General features: G+C 73.8%; 23 protein-coding genes. 5 read left to right on the forward strand and 18 right to left on the reverse strand.

From position 1 onward, the window contains the following. Nucleotides 1–340: 340 nt before the first annotated feature. Both M3673_RS12425 and M3673_RS12430 read right to left on the reverse strand, forming a co-directional pair. The gene (locus M3673_RS12425) at nucleotides 341–1,072 is read right to left on the reverse strand and encodes a TIGR03936 family radical SAM-associated protein (protein WP_251534075.1); all 732 of its coding nucleotides are present in this window, start codon (nucleotides 1,070–1,072) and stop codon (nucleotides 341–343) included. Nucleotides 1,073–1,091: 19 nt separating this feature from the next. Further along, complete coding sequence (locus M3673_RS12430) at nucleotides 1,092–2,297, reverse strand: winged helix DNA-binding domain-containing protein (protein ID WP_251534077.1); 1,206 nt, start codon at nucleotides 2,295–2,297, stop codon at nucleotides 1,092–1,094. Nucleotides 2,298–2,348: 51 nt separating this feature from the next. Here M3673_RS12430 and M3673_RS12435 point away from each other — a divergent pair, with 51 nt between their 5' ends. Together M3673_RS12435 and M3673_RS12440 are read left to right on the forward strand one after the other, a co-directional pair. Then, nucleotides 2,349–3,605, forward strand: coding sequence for an MFS transporter (locus tag M3673_RS12435; protein WP_374108198.1), 1,257 nt, complete (start codon nucleotides 2,349–2,351; stop codon nucleotides 3,603–3,605). Nucleotides 3,606–3,609: 4 nt separating this feature from the next. Continuing rightward, nucleotides 3,610–4,380: a hypothetical protein gene (locus M3673_RS12440; protein WP_251534080.1), complete on the forward strand. Its 771-nt coding sequence runs from the start codon at nucleotides 3,610–3,612 to the stop codon at nucleotides 4,378–4,380. Nucleotides 4,381–4,414: 34 nt separating this feature from the next. On the opposite strand, the gene M3673_RS12445 is transcribed toward M3673_RS12440, so the two are convergent. Next, nucleotides 4,415–6,430: a TIGR03960 family B12-binding radical SAM protein gene (locus M3673_RS12445; RefSeq protein ID WP_251534083.1), complete on the reverse strand. Its 2,016-nt coding sequence runs from the start codon at nucleotides 6,428–6,430 to the stop codon at nucleotides 4,415–4,417. A gap of 119 nt (nucleotides 6,431–6,549) precedes the next feature. On the opposite strand from M3673_RS12445, the gene M3673_RS12450 reads away from it, so the two are divergent. Continuing rightward, nucleotides 6,550–7,671: a calcium:proton antiporter gene (locus tag M3673_RS12450; RefSeq protein ID WP_056863753.1), complete on the forward strand. Its 1,122-nt coding sequence runs from the start codon at nucleotides 6,550–6,552 to the stop codon at nucleotides 7,669–7,671. A 28-nt stretch (nucleotides 7,672–7,699) separates the two neighbouring features. Here the strand turns inward: M3673_RS12450 and rodA are convergent, their stop codons facing one another. From rodA to M3673_RS12485, 7 genes are all read right to left on the reverse strand, one after another. Then, nucleotides 7,700–8,956, reverse strand: coding sequence for a rod shape-determining protein RodA (gene rodA / locus M3673_RS12455; RefSeq protein ID WP_251534084.1), 1,257 nt, complete (start codon nucleotides 8,954–8,956; stop codon nucleotides 7,700–7,702). Further along, a complete protein-coding gene (gene mrdA, locus M3673_RS12460) occupies nucleotides 8,953–11,130 on the reverse strand; it encodes a penicillin-binding protein 2 (protein WP_251534086.1) in 2,178 nt (725 codons plus the stop codon). The genes rodA and mrdA overlap by 4 nt, the downstream gene beginning before the upstream one ends. Then, nucleotides 11,127–11,642, reverse strand: coding sequence for a rod shape-determining protein MreD (gene mreD, locus M3673_RS12465; protein ID WP_056863752.1), 516 nt, complete (start codon nucleotides 11,640–11,642; stop codon nucleotides 11,127–11,129). Before mreD ends, mrdA begins: the two co-directional genes overlap by 4 nt. Further along, nucleotides 11,639–12,649, reverse strand: coding sequence for a rod shape-determining protein MreC (gene mreC / locus M3673_RS12470; protein WP_251534087.1), 1,011 nt, complete (start codon nucleotides 12,647–12,649; stop codon nucleotides 11,639–11,641). The genes mreD and mreC overlap by 4 nt, the downstream gene beginning before the upstream one ends. Next, nucleotides 12,649–13,677 (reverse strand): rod shape-determining protein, encoded by a 1,029-nt coding sequence (locus M3673_RS12475; RefSeq protein WP_056863751.1) that lies wholly within the window; start codon nucleotides 13,675–13,677, stop codon nucleotides 12,649–12,651. The genes mreC and M3673_RS12475 overlap by 1 nt, the downstream gene beginning before the upstream one ends. Before the next feature lie 160 nt (nucleotides 13,678–13,837). Continuing rightward, the gene (gene ndk / locus M3673_RS12480; RefSeq protein WP_251534089.1) at nucleotides 13,838–14,245 is read right to left on the reverse strand and encodes a nucleoside-diphosphate kinase; all 408 of its coding nucleotides are present in this window, start codon (nucleotides 14,243–14,245) and stop codon (nucleotides 13,838–13,840) included. After that, a complete protein-coding gene (locus M3673_RS12485; protein ID WP_251534091.1) occupies nucleotides 14,242–14,964 on the reverse strand; it encodes a pyridoxamine 5'-phosphate oxidase family protein in 723 nt (240 codons plus the stop codon). Before M3673_RS12485 ends, ndk begins: the two co-directional genes overlap by 4 nt. A 21-nt stretch (nucleotides 14,965–14,985) precedes the next feature. Here M3673_RS12485 and M3673_RS12490 point away from each other — a divergent pair, with 21 nt between their 5' ends. Continuing rightward, the gene (locus M3673_RS12490) at nucleotides 14,986–16,371 is read left to right on the forward strand and encodes a PLP-dependent aminotransferase family protein (RefSeq protein ID WP_251534092.1); all 1,386 of its coding nucleotides are present in this window, start codon (nucleotides 14,986–14,988) and stop codon (nucleotides 16,369–16,371) included. 12 nt (nucleotides 16,372–16,383) lie between these two features. On the opposite strand, the gene M3673_RS12495 is transcribed toward M3673_RS12490, so the two are convergent. Genes M3673_RS12495 through M3673_RS12505 form a run of 3 tightly spaced genes read right to left on the reverse strand, consistent with a single transcriptional unit; the run spans nucleotide 16,384 to nucleotide 19,178 of the window. Beyond that, entirely contained in the window at nucleotides 16,384–16,758 is a 375-nt protein-coding gene (locus M3673_RS12495) for a DUF4233 domain-containing protein (protein ID WP_228942296.1), read from the reverse strand. Continuing rightward, nucleotides 16,755–18,194 carry a folylpolyglutamate synthase/dihydrofolate synthase family protein gene (locus tag M3673_RS12500; protein WP_193661370.1) on the reverse strand — a complete coding sequence of 480 codons (1,440 nt, stop codon included), beginning with the start codon at nucleotides 18,192–18,194 and terminating at the stop codon, nucleotides 16,755–16,757. The genes M3673_RS12495 and M3673_RS12500 overlap by 4 nt, the downstream gene beginning before the upstream one ends. Before the next feature lie 12 nt (nucleotides 18,195–18,206). Further along, complete coding sequence (locus M3673_RS12505; RefSeq protein ID WP_251534094.1) at nucleotides 18,207–19,178, reverse strand: GNAT family N-acetyltransferase; 972 nt, start codon at nucleotides 19,176–19,178, stop codon at nucleotides 18,207–18,209. Between the two features lie 90 nt (nucleotides 19,179–19,268). Here M3673_RS12505 and valS point away from each other — a divergent pair, with 90 nt between their 5' ends. Beyond that, nucleotides 19,269–21,917 carry a valine--tRNA ligase gene (gene valS / locus M3673_RS12510; RefSeq protein ID WP_193661372.1) on the forward strand — a complete coding sequence of 883 codons (2,649 nt, stop codon included), beginning with the start codon at nucleotides 19,269–19,271 and terminating at the stop codon, nucleotides 21,915–21,917. Nucleotides 21,918–21,996: 79 nt separating this feature from the next. Here valS and clpX read toward each other — a convergent pair whose 3' ends face one another. The 5 genes from clpX to M3673_RS12535 all read right to left on the reverse strand — a co-directional run bounded on the left by clpX (nucleotide 21,997) and on the right by M3673_RS12535 (nucleotide 26,569). After that, nucleotides 21,997–23,280 carry an ATP-dependent Clp protease ATP-binding subunit ClpX gene (gene clpX, locus M3673_RS12515; RefSeq protein WP_056863746.1) on the reverse strand — a complete coding sequence of 428 codons (1,284 nt, stop codon included), beginning with the start codon at nucleotides 23,278–23,280 and terminating at the stop codon, nucleotides 21,997–21,999. 202 nt (nucleotides 23,281–23,482) lie between these two features. Beyond that, complete coding sequence (locus M3673_RS12520) at nucleotides 23,483–24,088, reverse strand: ATP-dependent Clp protease proteolytic subunit (RefSeq protein ID WP_056863745.1); 606 nt, start codon at nucleotides 24,086–24,088, stop codon at nucleotides 23,483–23,485. A 4-nt stretch (nucleotides 24,089–24,092) separates the two neighbouring features. Then, nucleotides 24,093–24,695 carry an ATP-dependent Clp protease proteolytic subunit gene (locus tag M3673_RS12525; RefSeq protein WP_056864552.1) on the reverse strand — a complete coding sequence of 201 codons (603 nt, stop codon included), beginning with the start codon at nucleotides 24,693–24,695 and terminating at the stop codon, nucleotides 24,093–24,095. Between the two features lie 149 nt (nucleotides 24,696–24,844). After that, on the reverse strand, nucleotides 24,845–25,333 hold the full coding sequence (locus tag M3673_RS12530; protein ID WP_251534096.1) for an SRPBCC family protein: 489 nt from the start codon (nucleotides 25,331–25,333) through the stop codon (nucleotides 24,845–24,847). Nucleotides 25,334–25,384: 51 nt separating this feature from the next. After that, nucleotides 25,385–26,569, reverse strand: a complete 1,185-nt coding sequence (locus M3673_RS12535) for a triacylglycerol lipase (protein WP_251534098.1) — start codon at nucleotides 26,567–26,569, stop codon at nucleotides 25,385–25,387. Nucleotides 26,570–26,667 lie beyond the last annotated feature (98 nt).

Consider the following 26,667-nt stretch of genomic DNA (forward strand, 5'->3'; position numbering starts at 1 on the left):
GCGCACTGGCGACCCGGACGTGTCAGACGTCGGCCCGCAGGAGGTCCGGGGCACGACGCGTAAGCCTTCGGTGGCGGCGACACCCTCCGCGGTGCGTCACTGGACGCGTCGTCGTCGCCTGCCGCGGTCGCTGGGCCTGCCCCGGGAGGATCCCGGAGCCGGGGGCCGACTCGCTGTCACCGAGCCTGCCGGGCCGCGTCGCGGTCTGGCGCCGACGTCGCACCCACTGTGCCGACCCCGAGAGTGCGGGCCGGCGAGAACGTCGTCGGGTCGTCGTCCGCGGCAGGTTCCACCGGTGCGACGACCGTGGCGAGTATCGCACACGGGCCGTCGATCCAGGTCATGTCCGCGCTGCGAGCGGGTCGCCGACCGTGCCGGTCGACTCCTCCAGCGGACCCTGGGCCAGCCGGGTCAGCAGCGGAGCGGGCCCCGCCTGGAGGCCGCCGACGGCCGCCAGGCCGGTGAGCACGTCGTCGGGCCGCACCGAGGGCACGCCGTGGCGCAGCACCAGGTCGAGCGTCGAGCGCGCCCCCACCCCCGCACCCGTCACGGGGCCGGCCTCGAGGCTGAGCACGGCGGCGCGGCAGTCGAAGGTGCGCAGACCCTTCTTGGTCATCCGCTCGACCTCCACCGACTCCTGCCCCAGGAAGGCCTCGACCGCAGCCCCGGCGTCCGACTCCTCCGCGGCGACGTCGAGACGCCAGTGGCTGGCCTGGAGCAGGTCGGCGAGCGAGCCCCCGGGAGAGACCGCGACCTCGAGGATGTCGAGCCCGTCGGGCAGCGCCTCCTCCAGCGACGCCCGGACCGCGGCGACGTCGACGACCTCGGCGAGCCCGATCTCGAGGTACTCCGCCTCGCTCGCGGAGCCCGTCGGTGCTGCCCCGGCGTAGGAGATGCGGGGGTGGGGGTTGAAGCCGGAGGAGTAGGCCATCGGCACGCGGGCGCGGAAGACGGCGCGCTCGAAGGCGCGGCTGAAGTCGCGGTGGCTGGTGAAGCGGAGGCGTCCGCGCTTGGCGTAGCGGATGCGCAGGCGCTGGACCGGAGGGGCTTGCTGCTCGGGCTGCTCTCGCACCCGCACAGGCTACGAGAGGTCAGGCCGGCGCCCGCATCGCCGGCGAGGGGTAGACCGTGCCGACGCGCTCACCAGCGAGCCAGTCGGACAGCCGGTCGGCCTCGGCCTCCAGCGCGGCGCGCCCGGCGGCGGGGACCTCCTCGAGCAGGCGCACGAGCACGCGCCCCGCCTCGTCCTGCACCCAGCAGCCCACGACGCGACCGTCCCACCACGCGGTGGTGCCGGCGTTGCCGTTGCGGTCGAAGAGCGCGTCGCGGTGCGGGCCGAGGTAGAAGGCGCGCTCCTTCCAGCCCATGACCGTGGGGTCGAGCACGGGCAGCAGCGCCGCCCAGGGCCCGACCTCCTGGCTCCGGGCCCCGTCGAGCGGGTGGGCGAGGAGGTCGTCGTCGGGGAGCAGCCACCCGGTGGCTCCGCCGTCGAGGGCGACCTCCACGGCCTCGAGGCGCGCGAGCGCCGCCCGCACGATGCCCTTGGTCGAGCCCAGCCACCACACCAGGTCGGCCTCGGTGCCCGGCCCGAAGGCGCCGAGCCAGCGGCGCACCAGCTCGGCCCAGCCGTCGGAGGCCGACCACGGTCGGGGCTCCTCCCCCAGCCACGCCGCCATCGGCGCCCAGCGCGGCCGGGAGACGCGCCAGTGACCCGTGTTGACCCCCCGCACCACCTCGGCCTCGGCGCCCAGCAGGGTCAGGAGCCGGCTCACCGTCGGGGGCACCGACGACGAGGGCGCGCCCGCCGCGGGCGCCGGCGCCGCCAGCGCCGGCACGGCGGCCCTGACCTCGGCCGCCGGGCGACCCTCCACGGAGCCCGCCACCACGCCGAGCACCTCCCGGCGGGCACGCTCGACCCAGGCGGCGCCCCCGCCCGGGTCCGCCAGGCCGTGGGCCTCGGCGTCCTTGGCCAGGCGCGCCCGCTCGGTGCCGGCCACCCGTGCGGAGGCGCTCCCCCAGGCCGCGGGGAGCAGGTCGCGCGGCAGCACGAAGAGGGTCCGGCGCATCGCCAGCTGCTTGACCAGGGTGCGCTCCTCGTGGAGCGCACGCTCCACGTCGGAGCGCCGCAGCCCGTCGACCCGCGCCTGCAGCGAGAGGTGCACCGTGGCGGGCTCGGTGGCGTGGAGCACCGCGACCGCACGGGTGGCGTCCTCGGCGTCGGCGCGACGCCGCGCCGGGTCGATGCCGTGGCGCAGGGCGATGCGGTCGCGACGCTGCCGGTCGCTCACGTGGAGCACGACCCCATCCTGCCCCCACCGCCCGTCGTGCGTCGTGGGTGCGGTGCCAGCATGGGCCCGGTGAGCTCCCCCCGCCCCGCCACCCGCCCCGCCACCCGCCGCGCCACCCGCCACGTCGCTCGCACCGTGCCCCTCGTCCTCGTGGGCGTGCTGCTGCTGGCGCTCAACCTGCGCCCCGCCGCCGTGAGCGTCGGCCCGGTGCTGGCCGAGGTCAGGAGCGGTCTCGGCCTCGGGGCCGGCGAGGCCAGCCTGCTCACCTCGCTGCCGGTGCTGGCCTTCGCCGTGCTCGGTGCCCTCGCACCGGCCACGGCGGCGCGCGTCGGACTGCACCGCACGACCCTGCTCACCCTGCTCGCCGCGGCGGCCGGGCTGGTGGCGCGGGTGCTGACCGACGACGACGTGGTGTTCCTGGCCGCCTCCCTGCTCGCGGTGGGCGGCATGGCGATGGCCAACGTGCTGCTGCCGTCGCTGGTCAAGCTGCACTTCCCCGACCGCATCGGACCGGTCACCTCGCTCTACACCGCAGCCCTCGCCGTGGGTCTCACCCTCGCACTGACCCTCACCGTGCCGATCTCCGAGGCCGGCGGCGGCTTCCGCTGGGGCCTGGGCACGTGGGCCCTGCTGGCGGTGATCGCGGCGCTGCCGTGGGTCGCGCTGGTGCGACGCGACCGCGCGGTCGAGCGCGGCGGCTCGCGCGTGTCCTTCCTCGACGTCGCACGCACGCGACTGGGCTGGGCGATGGCGGGCTGCTTCGGGCTCCAGGCGCTCCAGGCCTACGCGATCTTCGGCTGGTTCGCCCAGCTGTGGCGCGACGCCGGCTGGTCGCCGACCGCCGCGGGGGCGCTGGTGGGCCTGCTGGCCGGCACCGGCATCCCGCTGTCGCTGTGGCTGCCGCGGCTGATGGCCACCACCCGCCGCCCCCGCGCCCTGCTGCTGGGGGTGATCGGCACCTACCCCGTCGCCTACCTGGGCATGGTGCTGAGCCCGTGGTGGACCGCACCGCTGTGGGCCGTCGTCGCCGGGGTCGGCGCCTGCACCTTCCCCCTCGTGCTCACGCTCATCGGGCTGCGCGCCCGGACCCCCGAGGGCACGGCGGCGCTCTCGGCCTTCAGCCAGTCGGTCGGCTACCTGCTCGCCGCCCTCGGCCCCTTCGCCGTGGGGCTGCTCAACGAGGCCACCGGGGGCTGGACCGTGCCGCTGCTCGTGCTCACCGCGCTCGTGCTCCCCATGGCCGTCCTGGGGGCCTACGTCGCCCGTCCGGTGTTTCTCGAGGACGCCCTCCCGCCGGCGCGCCGCGCCCTACAGTGAGCGCGTGACGACACCTCCCCACGGCCCCGGCGACCAGAGCGGCGCCGACGGCGACCCGGCCGGCCCGCCGTCGCCGTACGGCCAGCCCACCCCCTACGGCCAGCCCGGGGGGTCGCCGTACGGCCAGCCTGCGGGGTCGCCGTACGGCCAGCCCGGGGCCCAGCCCGCCGGGCCCTACGGCCAGAGCTACCCCGGTGGCCCGTCGGGCCCGTCCGGCTCGCAGGGCACCGACACCCTCTCCGTCGTGGCGCTGGTGCTGAGCTTTACCTGCTGCCTGTCCTTCGTCGGCGCGATCCTCGGCCTCGTCGGGCTGGGCCGCACCAAGGAGGGCCGCGCCAAGGGCCGCTGGGCCGCGGTCACCGCCATCGTCGTGGGCCTGCTCGGCACCCTCGCGCTCATCGGCGGCATCGTCGCCCTCGTCACCGTGGGCACCAGCCTGACCACCCTCGACGACCTCGAGGCCGGCACCTGCCTCACCGCCGACGGACTGACCGACGACTCCGAGGAGAACGTCACCGACATCCGCGAGGTCGACTGCACCGAGGCCCACGACGGAGAGGTCGTGGCCACCGAGGTCGTCGACGGCGAGCCCACCGGCTGCGCCGAGCTGGCCAGCGCCGAGGGCTACGACGGCACCAACGTCGACATCTCCCGCATGACCCTCATCCCGATCTCCGAGCAGGTCCCGCCGCAGGACGGCGACCGGGTGGTCTGCGTGGCCTACAACACCGACGGGTCCTCCCTCGTTGCCCCGCTCCTGGGCGCCGCCTCCTGACCCCGCTCCCGAGGACGCCGGGTCAGAGGACGGGTCAGACGACGGCGAGCGGCAGCAGCTGGCGCCCGGTGGGGCCGATCTGGATCTCGGTGTCCATCTCGGGGCACACGCCGCAGTCGTAGCAGGGGGTCCAGCGGCAGTCCTCGACCTCGACGTCGGAGGAGGGGTCGATGGCGTCCTCCCAGTCGGCCCAGAGCCAGTCCTTGTCGAGGCCGGAGTCGAGGTGGTCCCACGGGAGGGTCTCGTCGTAGCCGCGCTCGCGCACGGTGTACCAGTCGACGTCGACGCCGGTGCCCGCCAGCGCCTGCGCGGCGGCCTGCATCCAGCGGTCGTAGGAGAAGTGCTCGCTCCAGCCGTCGAAGCGGCCCCCGTCGCGCCAGACCTGCTCGATGACGGCGCCGACGCGGCGGTCGCCGCGGGAGAGGAGTCCCTCGACGATGCCGGGCTTGCCGTCGTGGTAGCGGAAGCCGATCGCGCGGGCGAACTTCTTGTCGGCGCGCACGGTCTCGCGCAGCTGGCGCAGCCGGTCGTCGGTGGTCTCGTGGTCGAGCTGCGCGGCCCACTGGAAGGGGGTGTGCGGCTTGGGCACGAACCCGCCGATGGAGACCGTGCAGCGGATGTCGTTGCGCCCGGAGACCTCGCGGCCCTTGGCGATGACCCGCTTGGCCAGGTCGGCGATCTGGAGCACGTCCTCGTCGGTCTCGGTGGGCAGGCCGCACATGAAGTAGAGCTTCACCTGCCGCCAGCCGTGGGAGTACGCCGCCGCGACGGTGCGGATCAGGTCCTCCTCGGTGACCATCTTGTTGATCACCTTGCGCAGCCGCTCCGAGCCGCCCTCGGGGGCGAAGGTCAGGCCCGAGCGCCGGCCGTTGCGGGAGAACTCGTTGGCCAGGGAGATGTTGAAGGCGTCGACGCGCGTCGAGGGCAGCGAGAGCGAGACGTTGGTGCCCTCGTAGCGGTCGGCCAGGCCCTTGGCGACCTCGCCGATCTCGGTGTGGTCGGCGCTGGAGAGCGAGAGCAGGCCGACCTCCTCGAAGCCCGTCGTGCGGATGCCGTTCTCGACCATCGCGCCGATGGTCTCGATGGAGCGCTCCCGCACCGGGCGCGTGATCATGCCGGCCTGGCAGAAGCGGCAGCCGCGGGTGCAGCCGCGGAAGATCTCGACCGAGAAGCGCTCGTGGACGGTCTCGGCCAGCGGCACCAGCGGCTTGGCGGGGTAGGGCCAGGCGTCGAGGTCCATGAGCGTGTGCTTGCGCACGCGGTGGGGCACGCCGGGCACGGTCGGCACGACGGCCTCGAGCGTGCCGTCGGCGGCGTAGGAGACGTCGTAGAAGCGGGGCACGTAGATGTTGCCGCTCACCGCGAGCCGGCGCAGCAGCTCGTCGCGACCCGAGGCCATGTCGCCGGCCGGGCGGCCCTGGGCCTTCCAGTCGCGCACGACCTCCGAGATCGCCAGCACGACCTCCTCACCGTCGCCGAGCACGGCGGCGTCGACGAAGTCGGCGATGGGCTCGGGGTTGAAGGCGGCGTGGCCACCGGCGAGCACGATGGTGTCGCCGTCGGTGCGGTCGGCGGCGTGCAGCGGGATGCCCGCGAGGTCGAGGGCGTTGAGCATGTTGGTGTAGCCCAGCTCGGTGGAGAAGCTCAGCCCGAGCACGTCGAAGTCGCGCACGGGGCGGTGGGCGTCGACGGTGAACTGCGGGATCGGCCCCTGCGCGTCGCCGCGCCGCATGATCTCCTCCAGGTCGGGCCACACCGCGTAGGTGCGCTCCGCGACGATCCAGTCACGCTCGTTGAGCACCTCGTAGAGGATCTGGACGCCCTGGTTGGGCAGGCCGACCTCGTAGGCGTCGGGGTACATCAGCGCCCAGCGCACGGTCTCGCCGCCGTCGGTGCTCTCGGCCGCGCAGTCCCAGGCCTTGACGGTGGAGTTGAGCTCGCCGCCGACGTACTGGATCGGCTTCGACACGCTCGGCAGGAAGGGCTCGAGACGGGAGAAGACGCTCTCGCCGAGCACGCGGCTCTCGGCGGAGCCCAGGGTCGGGGACATGCAGCAACCTCACAGCGGGTCGTGGTGGCGTCCGGGGGTCCCCGGACGCGCTCCGGACAAGGTCTCAGGGTACGTCAGCCCCGCGGAGCCGACCGAGTCCGCGCGTCTAGGCTCGTGCCATGACCGACACGAGCGTCCGCGGCCGGTTCCAGTGGACGGTCGTGGTGCCCGTCCTCGCCCTGGTGGTGCTCGCCGCCACCTGGGCCAGCCACGAGGCGTGGCCGGTGCTGGTGCTCATCGCGGTCGTCCTCGTCGGGGCGATCGTGGCCGCCGTGCACCACGCCGAGGTCGTCGCCCACAAGGTCGGCGAGCCCTTCGGCTCCCTCATCCTGGCCGTCGCGGTGACCGTGATCGAGGTCGGGCTGATCGTCATGCTGATGACCAGCGGCGGCGAGGGCACCAGCACCTACGCCCGTGACACCGTCTTCGCCGCCCTCATGATCACCCTCAACGGCATCGCCGGGATCGCCCTGCTGGTGGGGGCGGTCAAGCACCACCTGGTCAGCTTCAACGCCTCCGGCACGGGCTCGGCCCTCTCCACCGTGGTGGCGCTCGCCGCGGTCTGCCTGGTGCTGCCCAGCTTCACCACCTCCGGCGCGGGCCGGGAGTACTCCGCCTCGCAGCTGGGCTTCGCCGCGGTCGCCTCGCTGGCGCTCTACGGCGCCTTCGTCTTCACCCAGACCATCCGCCACCGCGACTTCTTCGTGCCGGTCACCAGCGACGAGCAGGGCCGGGTCACCGGACTGGTCGACGAGGACGAGGACGGCCACGCCGACCCGCCGCCGGCCCGGGAGGCGTGGCTGAGCCTGGGCCTGCTGGTCGGGGCCCTGGTCGCGGTGGTCGGCCTGGCCAAGCTGCTCTCCCCCACCATCGAGGACACCGTCTCGGCCCTGGGCTTCCCCTACGCCGTCGTCGGCGTGGTCATCGCCCTGCTCGTGCTGGCCCCGGAGTCGATCGCCGCCGTGCGCAACGCCGCGCGCGACCGGGTGCAGATCAGCCTCAACCTCGCCTACGGCTCGGCGATGGCCTCCATCGGGCTGACCATCCCGACCATCGCGGTGGCGATGATCTGGCTCGACGGCCCGCTCGTGCTCGGCCTCGAGCCGACGCAGATGGTGCTGCTGGCCATCACCGTGGTGGTCTCGAGCCTCACCATCGCGCAGGGCCGGGCCAAGTCGCTCCAGGGCTTCGTGCACCTGGTGCTGCTCGCGACGTTCCTGTTCCTGTCCGTGCAGCCCTGAGCCGCACCGCCCCAGGGGTGCACCGGGGTCAGCGGACGGCGCGCACCCGGGGCGAGGCGGTGTAGCGCTGCGGCTGGGGCGCGCTGGCGCGCAGGTGGATGTTCTGCAGCAGGCCGACGGCGAGCATGCCGGCGAACATCGAGGAGCCGCCGTAGGACACGAAGGGCAGCGGCACGCCGGTGACGGGCATGATCCCCAGGCACATGCCGATGTTCTGGAAGGCCTGGAAGCCGAACCAGCAGGCGATGCCGGCGGCGGCGACGCGGCCGAACACGTCCTCGGTGCGGGTGGCGATGACCAGCGCCCGCCACAGCACGACGAGCAGCAGGGCGATGACGAGGCCGGCGCCGAGCAGGCCGAGCTCCTCGCCGGCCACGGTGAAGACGAAGTCGGTGTGCTGCTCGGGCACGAAGCCCGAGCGGGTCTGCGAGCCGTCGAAGAGGCCCTCGCCGACGAGGCCGCCGTTGCCGACGGCGATGCGGGCCTGCTCGACGTTGTAGCCGGCGCCGCGGGGGTCGAGGTCGGGGTTGGTGAAGGCCATGAAGCGGTCGACCTGGTAGTCCTTGAGCACCCCGGCCGCCACCGCGACCGCGGCGGCGGTGACGCCGCCGCCGGCGAGCAGGGCCAGCCACCGGCGCGGGGCCCCGGAGACCGCCAGCACCCCGAACACGGTCGCGGTCAGCACGAGCATCGTGCCGAGGTCGGGCTGGAGGAGGATGAGCGCGGCGGGCACGGCGGCGATGAGGAGCATCAGCCCCACCTCGACCCCGCCGACCCGCGAGCGCCAGCGGCCGCGGGCCCGGCCGGCGAGCACGAGGCCCATGCCGATGACCACGGCGAGCTTGGCGAACTCCGAGGGCTGCACCGACATGCCGCCGAGCATCAGCCACGAGCGCGAGCCGTTGATGGTCGTGCCCATGACGAGCACGAGCACCAGGCCGAGGACCGAGCCGAGGTAGACCAGCGGCGCCGCGACGCGGACCCAGCGGTGGTCGGAGACGGCCACCCCGGCCATCAGCACCAGGCCGATGGACACGTTGACCAGCTGCTTGTCGCGGTAGGCCGTGGGGTCGCCCCCGGTGAGGTCGTCACGACCGATCGTGGCCGACCAGACCAGCAGGGTGCCCAGGGTGACCAGGCCGAGCACGGCGCCGAGCAGGACCCAGTCGACGCCGGCCCAGCGCAGCCGGGGACGCGTGGTCGCCGACACCGGGGCCGGGCGCAGGCCCGGACGCATGCTCGGTCGGACAGTCGGTCGGACGGGCGGGCGGACGGTGGTGCTCACCGGGACTCCTCCGTGGTCGGCCGCACCGGCGGCAGGATCGAGCCGTCGTCGGCGAAGGTGGGCAGGCCCGCGGGCGGGGTGGTGCCGGGGATCGCGGCGTCGTCGGCCACGACCGACTCACCGTCCACGCCGTAGAGCGCCTCCCAGATCTTGCGCACCGCCGGGCCCGAGGTGCCCGAGCCCGTGCCGCCCTGGCTGACCATCATCACCACGACGTAGTCGTCGGAGTAGGAGGCGACCCACGAGGTCGACTGCTTGCCGTAGACCTCCGCGGAGCCGGTCTTGGAGCGGATCGGCACCTCGTCGAGGGGGAAGCCGACCATGCGCCAGGCCATCGTGCCGACGCGGGTGACGTTCTTCAGGGCCTCGTCGACGTAGCGCAGCGTCTCCTCCGGCAGGTCGACACGACCCTGCACCTGGGGCGGGATCCGCTGGATGACCTTGCCGTCGGGACCGACGACGGCCTTGCCCACGCGCGGGGCGTAGAGGGTGCCGCCGTTGGCCAGCGCGCCGTAGGCGCGGGCCAGCTGGAGCGGGGTGACGATGGTGTCGCCCTGGCCGATGGCGAAGTTGACCGCGTCGCCGGCGCGGTAGGCGAAGCCCTCGACGCAGAACTCCCCGGCGAAGGTGTAGACGAAGTCGGAGGTCTCGGCGTCCTGCGGCTTGTCGGCGATGCCGCAGTAGTAGTCCTTCATCGACTCGTAGTAGGCGAGCTTCCACTTCCGGTCCGCGATGCGGCCCGAGGCCTCGCCGGGCAGGTCGATGCCGGTCTCGGAGCCGAAGCCGAAGGCCTGCGCCTCGGCCACGAGCGGGTCCTTGGCGTCGACGTCGCTGACGTCGGAGCCGAAGCGCTGCCAGTAGTCGTAGCCCACGCGGTAGAAGAAGGTGTTGCAGGAGACCTCGAGGGCCTTGGCGAAGGAGATGAAGCCGTAGGCGCCGGACTCGTAGTTCTTGAAGTCGCGGTTGCCGACGCGGAAGGAGGAGGAGCAGTTCAGCGACGTGCTCGGTGAGTAGCCGTGGGTGAGCGCGCCCGCGGTCATGAACGGCTTCCACGTCGAGCCGGGGGCGAACTGGCCCTGGGTGGCGCGGCCCAGCAGCGGGGTGCCGGCCGCCTCGGAGAACAGCCGCGAGAGCTGCTTCTGGGTGATGCCGCCGACCCAGACCTCGGGGTCGTAGGTGGGCTGGCTGGCCATGGCCACGACGCGGCCGGTGTCGGCCTCGAGCACCACCGCGGCGCCGGAGTCGGCGACGTAGTTCTTGCCCGTCACGGTGTCGAAGGTCGAGCGGGCGGTCGTGATGGTCTGGGCCAGCTGGCGCTCCACCACGCCCTGCACCCGCGCGTCGATGGAGGTGACGAGGGTGTCGCCGGGGCGGGCCTGCACCTCGCCGTCGTCGCCGAGCACGCGGCCCATCGAGTCGACGGCCACCGACTTGTAGCCGGGCATGCCGCGCAGCCAGGCGTCGTACTGCTTCTCGACGCCGGCGCGTCCGACCGAGGAGGCGCCGTTGACCGAGCTGTCGTCGTCGGCCTCGGCCTGGTCGAGCTCGTCCTCGGTGATCGGGCTGAGGTAGCCCAGCACGTGGGCCAGGTTGACGCCGTACGGCGAGGGGTAGGACCGCACCGTCTGCTGCTCGGCGAGCACCGCGGGGTAGTCCTCGGGCTGCTCGAGGATCATGAGCGCGGTGCGCTTGGGCACGTCCTCGGCCACGGGCACCGGCTGGTAGGGAGAGCCGTTCCAGCACGAGCCCTCGATGCTGCCGGGGTCGCCGCAGGTCAGCAGCGCGCGCCGGATGTCACGGACCGGGGTGCGGCTGACCTCGGCGACCCGCTCGAGCACGGTGCGCTGGTCGCGCGCGCGCAACTTGCCCAGCAGCGTGCGGTCGACCGAGACCACCCACGAGGTGCGGTTGCTCACCAGGGGTCGGCCCATGTCGTCGACGATGAGGCCGCGCTGGGGCTGCACGACGATGTCGCGCACCGACTGGGAGGCGGCCTGGGTCCGGTACTGCTCGCCGCTGACGACCTGGAGGTAGTAGAGGCGCACGCCGAGGGTCGCGAAGAGGGAGAAGACGAGGGCCTGGATGACCACGAGGCGCAGCCGGCTGCGCCGGGTGCCGGCCTGCTCCTCGCCGTTGACGGTCAGGCCGGTGGGACGGCCGGGGCGCACGCTCACAGCAGGGCCGCCCGGCCGGGCTCGAGGCGGCGGAAGGCGGCCATGAGGGGAGGCAGCACGAAGGGGGTGAGCAGGACGTCCCAGACCAGGGCGACGCCGATGACCTGGATCATGTCGCCGACCCCGAGCACCGGGTCGCGCAGCAGCAGGCCGCTGATCGCGAAGACCGACGTGCCGACGAAGGACGAGGCGGCGACGGTGCCGACCACGGTGACCGCGGTGGGTCGCACGTCCTGGCGCACGAGCCCGGCGACGTAGCCCACGACGAGCAGCGCGAGGGCCCAGCGGCCGGCGACGTGGTCGGCCGGCGGGGCCAGGTCGAGCAGCAGGCCGGCGGCGAAGCCGAGCACCATCGCGAACTGCGGGCCCCGCGTCAGCGCCGCGGCCACGACGACCAGCAGGCACAGGTTGGGCACGATGCCCTGCCAGGCCAGGTGCGGGAAGAGGGCGACCTGGAGGGCGAGGGCGACCAGCACGGCCAGGCCGGCCACCGCCGCGCGCAGCGCGCTCATCGCAGCTCCCCCTCGGCGTCGATGACGGCGCGGTCGCTGTCGGTGCCGGCGGGCACGATGACGCCCACCAGGTCGAGGGAGCTGAAGTCGACGAAGGGCTCGACCACGGCGCGCTGCGAGGTGTCGCGCAGCGAGCTGTAGACCTGGGTGACACGGCCGACCGGGATGCCGGAGAGGTAGGGCGCGCCCGCGTCGCTGCCCCACGTGACGACGTTGTCGTCGCGCGCCGGCACCGACTGGTCGTCGACCAGCTCGAGGTCGAGCCGACCGCCGTCGCCGAAGGAGCCGCGTCCGCGCAAGAAGCCGACCTCCATGCTCTCCCCCGCGCGGGCGCCGACGGTCGACTCGGAGTCGATGACCAGCACGACCGTGGCGGTGGTGCTGGTGACCCGCAGGACGCGGCCCACGAGCCCGTCGTTGTTGACCACCGTCATGTCGGGGGCGAGCCCGGCCTGGGAGCCGGCGTCGAGGGTGACGGTGCTGGAGAAGGACTGGGCGGGCCCGACGCCGACCACGCGCGCCGGGACGAGCGTGTGGCCCAGGTCCTCGGCGGTGCGGGTGAGCCCGTCGTACTCCGCCAGGCGGTTGGCGTCGAGGCCGGCCGTCGCCAGCTCGCCGCGCAGCAGCGAGTTCTCGGCCTCGAGGGCGTCGAGGTCGTCGCGCAGCGATCCCTGCGTGCGGAACCACTCCGGGATGCTCGCGAAGGGGCGGACCACCGCGGTGGCGCCGGTCTCCGCGGGGCCGAGGGCCTCGCCCACGACGCGGCGTGCCGGCTCCAGCGGGGAGTCCTCGCCGCCGGTGCGGTCGAGCACCATCAGGCTGGTGCTGGCCAGCACCAGCGCCAGCAGCAGGGCGCGGGAGGGGCGACGCTGCGGCCCACGGCCCGCGCTCCAGCGACGCTCGCGCTCGGAGCGGGAGCGGACGGTCGACCCGGAGCGGCCGGGCAGGCCGGACGCGCCGGGCTGGCCGGAGCCGTCGGGGGTGCGCACGCGCTCGAGCAGGCTCATCAGTAGCGCCTCGGGTCGCTCACGAGCACCTGCTGGAGGGCCTCGAACTCCTCGACGCACTTGCCGGCGCCGAGGGCCACCGAGGTGAGCGGGTCCTCCGCGACGTGGACCGGCATGCCGGTCTCGTGGCGCAGCCGCTCGTCGAGGCCGCGCAGCAGCGCGCCGCCGCCGGTGAGGACGATGCCGCGGTCCATGATGTCGCCGGCCAGCTCGGGCGGGGTCTGGTCGAGGGTGGCGCGCACCGCGTCGACGATCGCGTGCAGCGGCTCCTCCAGGGCCAGGCGCACCTCGGCGCTGGAGACCACGACGGTGCGCGGCAGGCCGGAGACCATGTCGCGGCCCCGGATCTCGGCCTCGGGCTCGTCGGGCAGCGGGAACGCCGAGCCGAGGGTCATCTTGACCTCCTCGGCGGTGCGCTCGCCGAGCATGAGCGAGTACTCCTTCTTCATCCACGCCACGATCGCGGCGTCGAGGTCGTCGCCCGCGGTGCGGATCGACAGGCTGGTCACGATGCCGCCCAGCGAGATCACGGCGACCTCGGTCGTGCCGCCGCCGACGTCGACCACCATGTTGCCGGTGGCCTGGTGCACCGGCAGGCCCGCGCCGATGGCGGCGGCCATGGGCTCCTCGACGATGTAGACCCGGCGGGCGCCGGCCTGGTAGCCGGCCTCCTTCACCGCGCGCTGCTCGACCGCGGTGATGCCGCTGGGCACGCAGATGACCATGCGGGGCTTGGCCCACGACCGGCGCCGGTGCACCTGCTGGATGAAGTAGCGCAGCATCTGCTCGGTGGCCTCGAAGTCGGCGATGACGCCGTCCTTGAGGGGGCGGATGGCGGTGATGTTGTCGGGCGTGCGCCCGATCATCCGCTTGGCCTCGTGGCCGACCGCGAGGATCTCGCCGGTCGAGGCGTTGAGGGCCACCACGCTGGGCTCGTCGAGCAGGACGCCCCTGCCGCGGGCGTAGACCAGCGTGTTGGCGGTGCCGAGATCCACGGCCATGTCCCGGCCGAAGAAGCTGTTCGCCATGACTCGTGCCTCGCAGTGCGCTCGTGCCGTGCAGGGGAAGGAGGGCACGACGGACGGGTCGACCCTCACCCGAGGGTAAGGACGACCCCGCCCGGTTCGGCGCAGGCACGCCGAGGCGCGTGGTGCGTGTGTGACTCGTGGGGTGGCGACCCCGGTGGGCTCAGAGGGCGGGGAACCAGATCCCGATCTCGCGCTCGGCGGACTCCGGGGAGTCGGAGCCGTGCACGAGGTTCTCGCGGTTCGACAGCGACAGGTCGCCGCGGATGGTGCCGGGGGCGGCCTTGCGGCCGTCGGTGGCGCCGTTGAGGGCGCGCACGACCTCGATGGCCTCGTCGCCCTCGAGCACGAGTGCGACGAGCGGGCCGCTGGTGACGAAGGTGCGCAGCGGCGGGTAGAAGTCGCGCTCGACGTGCTCGGCGTAGTGCTCGTCGGCCTTCGCGGCGTCGATGAGGCGGTGCTCCATGGCCACGATGCGCAGGCCCTTGGCCTCGAAGCGGGAGAGGACCTCCCCGACCAGTCCGCGCTTGACGGTGTCGGGCTTGAGCAGGACGAGGGTGCGCTGGGTCATGCTTCGCACCCTAGCGAGGCCCGGCCCGCCGCCACCCGCCGGAGCACGTCGGCGGGCACCGGGGCGTCGGTGAGGGGGTCGCTGACGGCCTCCCCCAGCCGGCGTACGACGGGCACGTGCCCGCCCCACGTGCCGGCCTCGACGTCGGCCTCGTCGTCGACGGGCCCCTCGGCGCGCACCTTCATCGAGGCCTCGTGCAGCGGCACGGCGAGCACCGCGGTGGCGGCGACCTCCTTGCGGGTGCTGGGCCGCAGCGTGGCCGCGCGACCGGGCACCATGTGGTCCACGGTGAGGTCGAGGGCACGCGCCTTCTCGGCGGGGTCGGTGACGATCCGGGCGGGGCCGACCACGACCACGGAGCGGTAGTTCATGGAGTGGTGGAAGGCCGAGCGGGCGGTGACGAGGCCGTCGACCTCGGTGACCGTGACGCAGACCGTCGCCCCCTCGGAGCGGGTGAGCCAGCGGGCCGCGACCGAGCCGTGCACGTAGAGGGTGCCGTCGCGGTCGGGCCCGTCGAGGTCGACGGCGAAGGCGACCGGCAGCACCAGCGGGTGGTCGCCCACGTCGACGCCGAGGTGGGCGACGAGGGCGTCCTGGAGCAGCGCGTGCATGGCGGCGCGGTCCTCGACCGCGCGACTGCGACCGCGGGTCACGGTGGTGCGCGGCGTGGGCGAGAGCGGGGCGGGCGAGCGCGGGGCGGCAGGGGCAGGCGTGGACACGACGTCCAGCCTCGCCGTTGAATGGCCCTCGCACACGTGCCACTCCTCGACCAGATCGGCAGGCCACTCGTGACGACGACACTGCCCGTGCACCTCGACCGCCGCGCCGCCGACCCGCTCGGGGTGCAGCTGGGCGACCAGGTGCGGGCGCTGGTCGCGCGGGGAGCCCTCTCCCCCGGCGACCGGCTGCCCAGCAGCCGCGCCCTGGCCGCCGACCTCGGGGTGGCGCGCACGGTCGCCGAGCAAGCCTTTGCCCAGCTCGTGGCCGAGGGCTGGCTGGAGGGACGCCACGGGTCGGGCACCTTCGTCACCGCCCTGCACGCACGGGCCGCACCGCCGCCCGCGCGGCCGGCTCCCGCACCCCCCGGCCCGGCGCTGGTGCGCCTCGACGCCGGCACCCCGTGGATCGACCCGCGCCACCGGGCGGCCTGGCGGCGCGCGTGGCGCGAGGTGTCGGCGAGCGTCCCACCCCGCGGCTACGACGACCCGCGTGGCCTGCCGGAGCTGCGGGAGGCCCTGGCCGAGCGGCTCGCCCGCACGCGGGGCCTGGTGCTCGACCCCGACGAGGTGCTCGTCACCGCCGGCACCACCGACGGGCTCCGCCACCTCCTGGGCGTCCTCCCGCCCGGCCCGGTCGGCGTCGAGGACCCCGGCTACCGCGCCGCGGTCGAGACGGTGCGCGGCACCGGCCGCCAGGTGCGTGACCTCCCCGCGCTCGCCCCCGTCGACGACCTCGCCGGCTGCGCCGCCGCCTACGTCACCCCCGCCCACCAGCACCCCCTCGGTCCGCCGATGCCCGCCGCGCACCGGCTGCGCCTGCTCGAGGCCGCGCGGCGCGCCGACGCCGTCGTGGTGGAGGACGACTACGACTCCGAGTTCCGCTACGACGTCGCGCCCATCCCCGCCCTGGCCGCGCTCGACCGCGACCGGGTTGCCTACCTCGGCACCACCAGCAAGACCGTCGCCCCCAGCCTGCGCCTGGGCTGGCTGGTGCCGCCGGCCCACCTGGTCGCGGCCGTGTGCGAGCGCCGGGCCGCCACCCACGACGCGGCCTCCTGGCCCGCCCAGCGGGCCCTGCTCTCGCTGCTGCGCGACGGCTACGTCGACCAGGTCGTCCGCTCCGCGCGCCGCACGTACGCCGAGCGCGCGGCCCGCGTCGTGGCCGCGCTGGCGCCCCTCGGGGAGCCGGCCGGCCCCCCGGCGGGCATGTACGTCACGGTGCCGCTCGACGCCGACCGCGCGCAGGCCGCCCAGGACGCGGCGCGGGCCGCGGGCTTCGACGTGCCGCTGCTGGCCGACTACGCCCGCGGCTCGGGGGCGACCGGGCTGGTGGTGGGCTTCGGCGGCTGCACCGACGCCGAGCTCGACCGGGCCCTGGCCGCGCTGGCGGGTGCGGCCCGGGGGTGACGCCCGGGAGCGCTAGACCGGCTCGGGTCCGCCGTCGCGCTCCAGGGCGGCGTAGGCCGCGGCGCGCTCGCGCTCGATCTTGACCCCGAGGAGGACGGCGGTGCCCCACAGCAGCGCGAAGACCGCGCCGAGGAAGAACATGATCGGCACCACGAAGCCGAGCAGCACCGCGGCCGCCTGCACCACCCAGCCGGCGGTGTAGGCCCACTCCGCGCGCAGCATCCCGGCCAGCAGGACGCAGGCGACGGCGAGCCCCAGGCCGATGGCCAGGCCGACGCCGGTGGAGACGTCGGTCAGGGTCAGCAGCACCGGGGTGGTGAGGCCGAGGGTGATCGCCTCGAGGCTGAGGATCGCGGCGCACATGCCGCGCTTGGGCGAGCGCTTCACTGGTCGTCCTCCTGCTCGAGCTGCTGGTCGATCTCGCGGCGGGCCACCCGCTGGGCCTGCGTGCCGCGCTCGCTGACGAGCAGGCCGCGGGCCTCGCCGGCGGTGACGACCGAGCCGGTCACCAGCACCGCGCCGGAGCCGAGCGGGTCGCCGAAGGCCTCCCCGGCCTCGGCGAGCGCGGCGGCGGCGTCGAGGGCCTCGGCCAGGCGGGGCACGACGGTGACCTGGTCGTCGTCGAAGATGCCGCGCGCGATCTCGGCGAGGTCCTCGGCGGGCAGGGCCCGGTCGGTGGAGCTCTGGGTGCACACGACGTGGGAGAGGTGCGGCTCGAGCGCGGAGAGCAGGCCCTCGGCGTCCTTGTCGCCCATGACCCCGACGACCCCGATGAGCGGGGAGAAGGTGAAGGAGTCGTCGAGCGCGGCGGCCAGGGCCTCGGCGCCGTGGGGGTTGTGCGCGGCGTCGAGCACGATGGTGGGGCTGCGGCGCACGACCTCGAGACGCGCCGGCGAGGTCACCTCGGCGAAGGCCGCGCCGACGAGGTCGGCGTCGAGGGGCTGCTCGCCGCCGACGAAGGACTCGACCGCCGCGAGCGCCACGGCGGCGTTCTGGGCCTGATGGGCGCCGTGGAGCGGGAGGAAGACGTCGTCGTAGCGCGCCCGGAGGCCCTGCAGCGAGAGCACCTGGCCGCCGACGGCCGGGGTGCGGGCGGCCACGCCGAAGTCGAGGCCCTCCTGCACGACCTCGGCACCGACCTCGGCGGCGCGCGCGAGCAGCACCGCCGCGGCCTCCGGCGTCTGCTGGGCCAGCACCACGCGCGAGCCGGCCTTGATGATGCCGGCCTTCTCGGCGGCGATGGTGTCGGGCCGGTCGCCGAGGTACTTGGCGTGGTCGACGGCGACGGGCAGCACCACGGCCACCGCCGCGTCGGCGACGTTGGTCGCGTCCCAGGCCCCGCCCATGCCGACCTCGAGCACCGCGACCTCGACCGGGGCGTCGGCGAAGGCCGCGAAGGCCATGCCCACCACGGTCTCGAAGAACGACAGCGGGTGCAGCTGGTCCTCGTCGACGAGGTGGGTGTAGGGCGCCACGTCGTTGAAGGCGCGCACGAAGGCCTCGTCGTCGAGCGGCTCGCCGTCGATGCTGATGCGCTCGTTCATCCGCTCCACGTGGGGGCTGGTGAAGCGGCCGGTGCGCAGGTCGAGCTTGCGCAGCAGGGTGTCGATCATCCGCGACGTGCTGGTCTTGCCGTTGGTGCCGGTCAGGTGCACGACGGGGTAGGAGCGCTGCGGCTCGCCGAGCAGCTCGGTGAAGGCGGCGATCCGGTCGAGCGAGGGCTCGAGGCGGGTCTCGGGCCAGCGCGAGAGCAGGGCGTCCTCCACCTCGGAGAAGGTCTCGGCGAGGCGGGGGACGTCGGGTGTCGCAGGGGTCTGGGTCATCGCCCTCCCAGTCTAGGAGGTGGCCCCGGTGGGATCGCCGCCCGCCGCGGGCACCGGGTCGGGCCCGCGGTCGGGCTCCACCAGCAGGTTGGCCATGTCGACGACCGGCTCGAACCCCAGGGCGGTGTAGACGTGGTTCGAGACCGGATTGGCCCGGTCGGTGAAGAGGCAGGGCCGGTGCCCGTGGTCCAGCGCCCGTGCCGCCACGGCGGCCACCGCGGCGGCGGCGTACCCGTGGCCGCGGTGGGGGGCCGGGGTGTAGACCGGGCCGATGCGCAGCACCCCGTGCGCCGGGGCGTTGTGGCCGGTGAGGTGGACGACGCGCCCCTCGGCGTCCTCCCAGACCCACAGCAGACCCGCCTCCGTGCGGCGGGCCACCTCGGCGCGGTCGACCACGTCCACCGTGTCGTGCTCGGGCGTGCGGCCCGCCTGCGCCGCCGCGTCGACGTGGAACGCCGCGAACCAGCCCGCCAGCAGGTCGAGGTCCCGCGACGTCGCGGCCCGCAGCCGGCCCACGGGAGACCGGGGCGCCACGAGCTCGCGCAGCTCGAAGAGCCGGGTCTGCTCGTGCACCCGCACCTCTCCCCCGCCCCCGGCCGCCAGCACCTCGCACAGCACCCGGGTCGCCGGCAGCGCACCGTTGGCCGCGCGCACCTCCTCGCCCCGCTCGAGCAGCAGGCCGGCGAGGGCCCGCGCGGCGACCTCGCTCATGGGCAGCACGAAGAGCGGCCAGGGCGCGAGCGGCGCGGTGCGCATCGCGGCGGAGACCACCGCACCGTCCTCGCGCACGAGCGCCCACCAGCACGGCCGGCCGGTCCCGGTCCAGGGCTCGCCGCGCTCGGCCGCCTCGACGGCCCGGCGGGTCACGGAGGCCACCACGGTCGCCACCACCGGGTCGGCGGCGAGCACCGGCTCGGCCGCGGCGAGGAAGGCGGCGGGGTCGGTGAGCAGCTCCACCGTCGTGCGGACGCTCGCGTCGGACATGCCCGGCAGGCTAGGACGGTGCCGCTGACCAGCGCTAATGGTTTCGGGAACCGATTTCAGGGTGACGACCGGCACCCGTAATCTGGGGCCATGACCGAGACCCAGTCGCCCCAGGCCCCCGACACGACGAGCGCGACCCGCGCCGTCGTCGTACCGGACAAGCCTGCCCTGGAGGGTCTCGAGGCCTCCTGGAGCCAGCGGTGGAAGGCCGACGACACCTACGCCTTCGACCGCACCCAGCCGCGCGAGAACGTCTTCTCCATCGACACCCCGCCCCCGACGGTGAGCGGCAGCTTGCACGTCGGCCACGTCTTCTCCTACACCCACACCGACCTGGTCGCCCGCTTCCAGCGCATGCGCGGCAAGTCGGTCTTCTACCCCATGGGCTGGGACGACAACGGCCTGCCCACCGAGCGCCGGGTGCAGAACTACTACGGCGTGCGCTGCGACCCCTCGCTGCCCTTCGACCCCGACTTCGAGCCGCCGGCCAAGCCCGACGCCAAGAAGCAGGTGCCGATCAGCCGGCCCAACTTCATCGCGCTGTGCGAGCGGCTGGTCGAGGAGGACGAGAAGGTCTTCGAGACCCTCTGGCGCACCCTCGGGCTGTCGGTGGACTGGAAGCAGCACTACACGACCATCGGCCCGAAGGCCCAGACCGTCAGCCAGCGCGCGTTCCTGCGCAACTACGCCCGCGGCGAGGCCTACCTGCAGGAGGCCCCCACCCTGTGGGACGTCACCTTCCAGACCGCCGTCGCCCAGGCCGAGCTCGAGGCCCGCGAGTACGCCGGCGCCTACCACCGCGTCGCCTTCCGCACCGTGGCCGCCGACGGCTCGCCCGGCGAGGCGGTCCACATCGAGACCACCCGGCCCGAGCTGATCCCCAGCGTCGTCGCCCTCATCGCCCATCCCGACGACGAGCGCTACCAGCCGCTCTTCGGCACCCACGTCACCAGCCCCGTCTTCGGGGTCGAGGTGCCGGTGCTGGCCCACCCCGCCGCGGAGATGGACAAGGGAGCCGGCATCGCGATGTGCTGCACCTTCGGCGACCTCACCGACGTCACCTGGTGGCGCGAGCTCGACCTGCCGGTGCGCACCGTGGTCGGTCGCGACGGACGCTTCCTGCGCGAGACCCCCGAGTGGCTGGCGAGCGAGCCCGCCGCCGCGGCGTACGCCGACCTGGCCGGCAAGACCGCCTTCAGCGCCCGCGAGGCCGTCGTGGCCAAGCTGCGCGAGTCCGGCGACCTCGACGGCGAGCCCCAGCCCACCCAGCGCATGACGAACTTCTACGAGAAGGGCGACAAGCCGCTGGAGATCGTCGCCACGCGCCAGTGGTACGTGCGCAACGGCGGACGTGACGCCGGCATCCGCGAGGAGATGATCGCCCGCGGCGGCGAGATCACCTGGGTCCCGACCCACATGAAGCACCGCTACGACAACTGGGTCGGCGGCCTCAACGGCGACTGGCTGATCTCGCGCCAGCGGTTCTTCGGCATCCCCTTCCCGGTGTGGTACCCCCTCGACGACTCCGGCGAGCCCGACTACGCCCACCCGCTGCTGCCCACCGAGGCCGAGCTGCCCGTCGACCCCTCCACCGACGCCCCCCGCGGCTACGACGAGGCCCAGCGCGGCCAGGCCGGCGGCTTCATCGGCGACCCCGACGTCATGGACACCTGGGCCACCTCCTCGCTCACCCCGCAGATCGCGGGCGGCTGGGAGTCCGACGACGACCTGTGGCAGCGCGTCTTCCCGATGGACCTGGCCACCCAGGCCCACGACATCATCCGCACCTGGCTCTTCTCGCGCGTCGTGCGCAGCCACTTCGAGCACCACGCCGCGCCGTGGACCCACGCGATGATCTCCGGCTTCATCATGGATCCCGACCGCAAGAAGATGTCGAAGTCCAAGGGCAACGTCGTCGTGCCCGACGAGATCCTCACGAAGTTCGGCGCCGACGCCGTGCGCTGGCGCGCCGCCATGGCCCGCCCCGGCCTCGACTCGCCCTTCGACGAGAGCCAGATGAAGGTCGGGCGCCGCCTGGCCATGAAGGTGCTCAACGCCTCGAAGTTCGTCCTCGGCGGCGTCGGCGCCACGACCCTCAACGCCTTCGAGGTCTCCGAGCCCGTCGACTGCGCGCTGCTCGGTCGCCTCGCGATCGTCGTCGAGCGCGCCACCGAGGCCTTCGAGGCCTACGACTACACCACGGCGCTGGAGACGGTCGAGAAGTTCTTCTGGGAGTTCTGCGACGACTACCTCGAGCTGGTCAAGGAGCGCGCCTACGACGAGTCCGGCGGCGCCGGCGCGGCCTCGGCCAAGGCCGCGCTCGCCCTCGCGCTCGAGGTGCAGCTGCGCCTGCTCGCGCCCTTCCTGCCCTACGTCACCGAGGAGGTCTGGTCGTGGTGGCACCCCCGCGGTGACGCCGACGGCTCGATCCACCACGCGCCGTGGCCCACCGCCCTCGACCTCGGCGCACCGGCCGCGGCCGACCCGTCGACGCTGGACGCCGTGGCCCAGGCCCTGATCGGCGTGCGCGGCGCCAAGTCGCAGGCCAAGGTCTCGATGCGCGCCGAGCTCTCCCGCGTCGAGGTCGTGGGCCCCGAGGCCCTCGTGGTGGCCGCCGAGCGCGCCGCCGACGACCTGCGCCGCACCGGTCGCATCACCGGCGAGCTGGTCTTCCGCAGCGACCCCGAGGCCACCGCGATCTCGGTGCGCGCCGAGCTCGCGGCGCCCACCGAGGGCTGAGCGGGCCCCACGCACGACGAGAACCGCCCCGGACCGACGGTCCGGGGCGGTTCTTCGTGCGTCGGGGTGCGACCCGGGATCAGGCCGACTTCTTCTTCTTGGTCTCGCTCTCGCGGGGCACCAGCGTGGGTGCCTCGTCACCGGTGACGACCGCTCCGGTGACGACGACCTTGGCGACGTCGCCGCGCGAGGGCACGTCGTACATCACGTGGAGGAGGACCTCCTCGATGATGGCGCGCAGGCCGCGCGCGCCGGTGCCGCGCTCCATGGCGTTGTCGGCGATGGCCTTGATGGCGTCGTCGGTGAACTCCAGCTCGACACCGTCGAGCTCGAAGAGCTTCTGGTACTGCTTGACCAGGGCGTTGCGGGGCTCGGTGAGGATCTGCACGAGCGCGGCCTGGTCGAGCTTGTTGACGCTGGCGATGAGGGGCAGGCGGCCGATGAACTCGGGGATCAGGCCGAACTTGGTGAGGTCCTCGGGGCGCACCAGCGCCAGCAGGTCCTCCTCCTTGCGCTCGGCCTGGGTGCGGACCTCGGCGGTGAAGCCCAGGGTCTTCTTGCCCACCCGCTGCTCGATGATGTGCTCGAGACCCGCGAAGGCGCCGCCCACCACGAAGAGGATGTTGGTGGTGTCGATCTGGATGAACTCCTGGTGCGGGTGCTTGCGCCCGCCCTGCGGAGGCACCGAGGCGGTGGTGCCCTCGATGATCTTGAGCAGGGCCTGCTGCACGCCCTCGCCGGAGACGTCGCGCGTGATCGAGGGGTTCTCCGCCTTGCGGGCCACCTTGTCGATCTCGTCGATGTAGATGATGCCGGTCTCGGCCTTCTTGACGTCGTAGTCGGCGGCCTGGATCAGCTTGAGCAGGATGTTCTCGACGTCCTCGCCGACGTAGCCGGCCTCGGTCAGCGCCGTGGCGTCGGCGATGGCGAAGGGCACGTTGAGCATGCGGGCCAGGGTCTGGGCGAGGTAGGTCTTGCCGCAGCCGGTCGGGCCGATGACCAGGATGTTGGACTTGGCGACCTCGACCGCCTCGTCCTTGCTGTGCTTGCCCGAGACGGGCTGGAGGCCGGCCTGCACCCGCTTGTAGTGGTTGTAGACCGCGACGGCCAGCGACTTCTTGGCCTGCTCCTGGCCGATCACGTAGGAGTTGAGGAACTCGAAGATCTCGCGCGGCTTGGGCAGCTCGTCGAGGCTGACCTCGGCGCCCTCGCTGAGCTCCTCCTCGATGATCTCGTTGCACAGGTCGATGCACTCGTCGCAGATGTAGACGCCGGGGCCTGCGATGAGCTTCTTGACCTGCTTCTGCGACTTGCCGCAGAAGGAGCACTTCAGCAGATCGCCGCCGTCACCGATACGTGCCACGGGGTCATCCTCCTCGTTGCCGGCGCCGGGGCCGGGGTCCTACCTGTGCTGTCTGCCGGGTGCTGGGTGGAGCGGTGTGCTGCTGGGTCGGGCGCCGGCCGGGACCGGCCGGGGCGACCCGACGACGGTACTCCCCCGCCGCCGCCACGAGGGCGGTGACACGAGGGTGGCCGTCGGGTCGCTCCGGGTGGAGCGGGGTGGCTCAGGCCAGGGCCGGGCTCTTGAGCGACTCGAGCACCGAGTCGATCAGGCCGTACTCCACCGCGGCCTCGGCGGTGAGGATCTTGTCGCGCTCGATGTCGCGGCTGACCTGCTCGATGTCCTTGCCGCTGTGGTCGCTGATCATCTTCTCGAGCAGCTCGCGCATGCGGATGATCTCGTTGGCCTGGATCTCGATGTCGGAGGTCTGGCCGAAGGTGCCCTCGGTGTAGGGCTGGTGGATCAGGATGCGGCTGTTGGGCAGCGCCATCCGCTTGCCCGGGGTGCCGGCGGCGAGCAGGATCGCGGCCGCGGAGGCGGCCTGACCCAGGCAGACCGTCTGCACGTCGGGCTTGATGAAGCGCATCGTGTCGTAGATCGCCGTCAGCGCGGTGAAGGAGCCACCGGGGCTGTTGATGTAGATGCTGATGTCCTGGTCGGGGTTCATCGACTGCAGGCACAGCAGCTGGGCGATGACGGCGTTGGCCACGTCGTCGCTGATCGGCGTGCCGAGGTAGATGATGCGCTCCTCGAACAGCTTGCCGTAGGGGTCGATGCGGCGGAAGCCGTAGGAGGTGCGCTCTTCCCACTGCGGGATGTAGTAGTTCATGTCGTCAGTCCTTCTGCCGGGCCGGGCGGCCGTCGTCGGCGGCTTCGCGAGCGCTCTTGATGACCTGGTCGACCAGGCCGTACTCCTGGGCCTGGTCGGCGGTGAACCAGCGGTCGCGGTCGGCGTCGGCGATGACCTGCTCGACCGGCTGGCCGGTGTGCTCGGAGATGAGGTCGAGGAGCACCTTCTTGATGTGGAGCGACTGCTGGGCCTGGATCTTGATGTCGGAGGCCGAGCCGCCCATGCCCGAGGAGGGCTGGTGCATCATGATGCGCGCGTGCGGCAGGGCGTAGCGCTTGCCCTTGGTGCCGGCGCAGAGCAGGAACTGGCCCATCGAGGCGGCCAGGCCCATGCCGACCGTCGCCACGTCGTTGGGGATGTAGTTCATCGTGTCGTAGATCGCCATGCCGGCGTCGACCGAGCCACCCGGGGAGTTGATGTGGAGGAAGATGTCCGCCTCCGGGTCCTCCGCCGAGAGCAGCAGGAGCTGGGCGCAGATCGCGTTGGCGTTCTGGTCGCGCACCTCCGAGCCGAGGAAGACGATCCGCTCGCGCAGCAGGCGCTGGTAGATGTGGTCGTCGAGGACGTTGAGCCCGGCCCCGCCCATCGTGGGGCCGTGCGCCGAGGAGCTGGAGTTCTGGTTCACGTTGGCGACCCTAGCCCGTGCCACGGACACATCCACGCCTTATCCACCCCTGTTCGCCGACAGCGGATTTATGACCACCCGACGGGGTCCTGCGGGGTCCGGCGGGGGCCTCAGCCGCCCTCGGCGGCGACCCGGAGCAGCTCGACGCCCTCGCGCATGCCGGCCTCCAGCTCGTCGGCGTGCCCGGCCGCGCCGCCCAGCAGGGCACCCGCGAACAGCCCGCTGACCCGGGTCAGCGCACGCGGCACGGGCCGACGGTGGACCACCCGGGTGCCACCCGCCTCCGGGGCCAGCTCCCAGATCCAGCGCGCGCCGCTCGACGGGGTGTCCCAGGCGAGCACGCGCGGCGCCTCGACGGTGGCGACGACCGACCGGGTGGGCCACACGACGGGGCCGCGGCGGTTGACGCCGACGTACCACTGACCCGGGCGCAGGCCCCCGGGCTTGAGCGGCAGCATCCTGACGAGCTCGGGACTGCGCCGGGCCATGGCCCCGAGATCGGTCAGCAGCGCCCAGACCCGCTCCGGCGGGGCGGCGACGAGGGCCTCCGCGCGCAGCTCGCGGGCGGCGCCGGTCGCGGTGCTGGCCTCGGCATCCATGACGCGCAGCCTGCCACGCCGGCGGTGCCGGCGTCAGCCCTCCGACCGGGGCTACGACAGCCAGGTGGCGAGAGCGCCGTGGACGTCGGGGTGGTTGAGCAGTCCCCAGTGGTCGGTGCGCCCGACGTGGAGCACGTCGGCGTCGGGGAAGAGGGTGCGTCCGCGGGCGTCGCGGCCGTAGGCCGAGCGCGGGCGCACGAGCAGGTCGCCGACGAAGCGGCCCACCGGGTGGCCCTCCGACCCGCTCAGCGTGGCGGCGACGAGGTGGTAGCGGGCGTGCGGCAGCGGCGGCACGTCGTCGGTGAGCCCCGCGACCAGGTCGTGCACGCCCGAGGAGCGCCAGTCGAGGATCCGACCGAAGGCGGCGGTCTCGGGCAGCAGGCCCAGCCCGCGGCTGCCGTGGCCGACCCCCTTGGCCACCGGCGCCCCCAGGTGGGGGGTGCCGAGGGTGACCACGTCGCTGACCAGGCCCGTCCACGGCTGCGGGTGGTCGGCCGCCACCGCGCCGGCGGCGCGGATGACCAGCCCTCCCATGGAGTGGCCCACCAGGGCGATCCGCGTCACCGGCACGGGCCACGCCTCGACGAGTCGCTGGAGCAGCGCCGTCATGGCCACGCCGTTCTCCCGCAGCGGCAGACCGGTGTTGGCCCGCAGCACGATCGGGGTCCACCCGGTGGCGGCCAGCGCCTCCGGGTAGGTCTGGCGGCCCTCGTCGCGCCCGCGGTCCCAGTAGGAGTCGTCCTCGCACAGTCCGTGGAGGAACACCACGAGGCGCCCGGTGGCGTCGGGGAAGGCCGCCGACAGCCCGGCCTCGTCGACCTCGACGTCGCTGCCGTCGCGGCGCACCGCGAGCGGGATGGCCATCTGCGGGCGCTCACGCAGCAGCTTGTCGCCGATGAGGCCGTTGACCGCGGCGCTGAGGAAACGGCCCTCGGGCCGTGACTCCAGGCGCGGCCCCGCCCCGGTGGCGGCGACCCGGTCGAGCCCGGTCGACGCGGCGCGCAGCCCGGCGCTGAGGCCGCCGTAGATCCCGCCGGCGATGCCACGGTGGGCCCGCTCCACGACCCCCGGCCCGCCCTGGGTGACCGCACGGCCGATGCCGTGGACCCGGTCGAGCACGGCCACGTGGGTGTCGCGGACGCTGCGCACCACCAGCTCGTCGGCCACCTCGCACAGCAGCGAGGCGGCGTCGAGCACCGAGGGGCCGGGCGCCGGTGTGACGGGGACGGGGCTCATGGCGCCCATGCTACCCGTCAGTGCACACCTGTGCACTCTCCTGGGGGGACGGGGGTACGCCGAGAGCCCGCCGGTCGCGACCGGCGGGCTCTCGGGGT

Origin of the sequence: Nocardioides sp. P86, from assembly GCF_023712465.1 — a bacterium.
GTDB lineage: Bacteria > Actinomycetota > Actinomycetes > Propionibacteriales > Nocardioidaceae > Nocardioides > Nocardioides kribbensis.

Coding starts and splice junctions, on each gene's coding strand:
- M3673_RS12445 (WP_251534083.1), bottom strand. CDS start 6,430: ATGTCCCCGACCCTGGGCTCCGCCGAGAGCCGCGTGCTCGGCGAGAGC.
- valS (WP_193661372.1), top strand. CDS start 19,269: ATGACCGAGACCCAGTCGCCCCAGGCCCCCGACACGACGAGCGCGACC.
- ndk (WP_251534089.1), bottom strand. CDS start 14,245: ATGACCCAGCGCACCCTCGTCCTGCTCAAGCCCGACACCGTCAAGCGC.
- M3673_RS12450 (WP_056863753.1), top strand. CDS start 6,550: ATGACCGACACGAGCGTCCGCGGCCGGTTCCAGTGGACGGTCGTGGTG.
- M3673_RS12530 (WP_251534096.1), bottom strand. CDS start 25,333: ATGGATGCCGAGGCCAGCACCGCGACCGGCGCCGCCCGCGAGCTGCGC.
- M3673_RS12505 (WP_251534094.1), bottom strand. CDS start 19,178: ATGTCCGACGCGAGCGTCCGCACGACGGTGGAGCTGCTCACCGACCCC.
- mreC (WP_251534087.1), bottom strand. CDS start 12,649: ATGAGCCTGCTCGAGCGCGTGCGCACCCCCGACGGCTCCGGCCAGCCC.
- mreD (WP_056863752.1), bottom strand. CDS start 11,642: ATGAGCGCGCTGCGCGCGGCGGTGGCCGGCCTGGCCGTGCTGGTCGCC.
- M3673_RS12525 (WP_056864552.1), bottom strand. CDS start 24,695: ATGGGCGGGGCCGGGCTCAACGTCCTCGACGACCACATCTACCAGCGC.
- M3673_RS12520 (WP_056863745.1), bottom strand. CDS start 24,088: ATGAACTACTACATCCCGCAGTGGGAAGAGCGCACCTCCTACGGCTTC.
- M3673_RS12535 (WP_251534098.1), bottom strand. CDS start 26,569: ATGAGCCCCGTCCCCGTCACACCGGCGCCCGGCCCCTCGGTGCTCGAC.
- M3673_RS12500 (WP_193661370.1), bottom strand. CDS start 18,194: ATGACCCAGACCCCTGCGACACCCGACGTCCCCCGCCTCGCCGAGACC.
- M3673_RS12475 (WP_056863751.1), bottom strand. CDS start 13,677: ATGGCGAACAGCTTCTTCGGCCGGGACATGGCCGTGGATCTCGGCACC.
- M3673_RS12435 (WP_374108198.1), top strand. CDS start 2,349: ATGGGCCCGGTGAGCTCCCCCCGCCCCGCCACCCGCCCCGCCACCCGC.
- M3673_RS12490 (WP_251534092.1), top strand. CDS start 14,986: ATGGCCCTCGCACACGTGCCACTCCTCGACCAGATCGGCAGGCCACTC.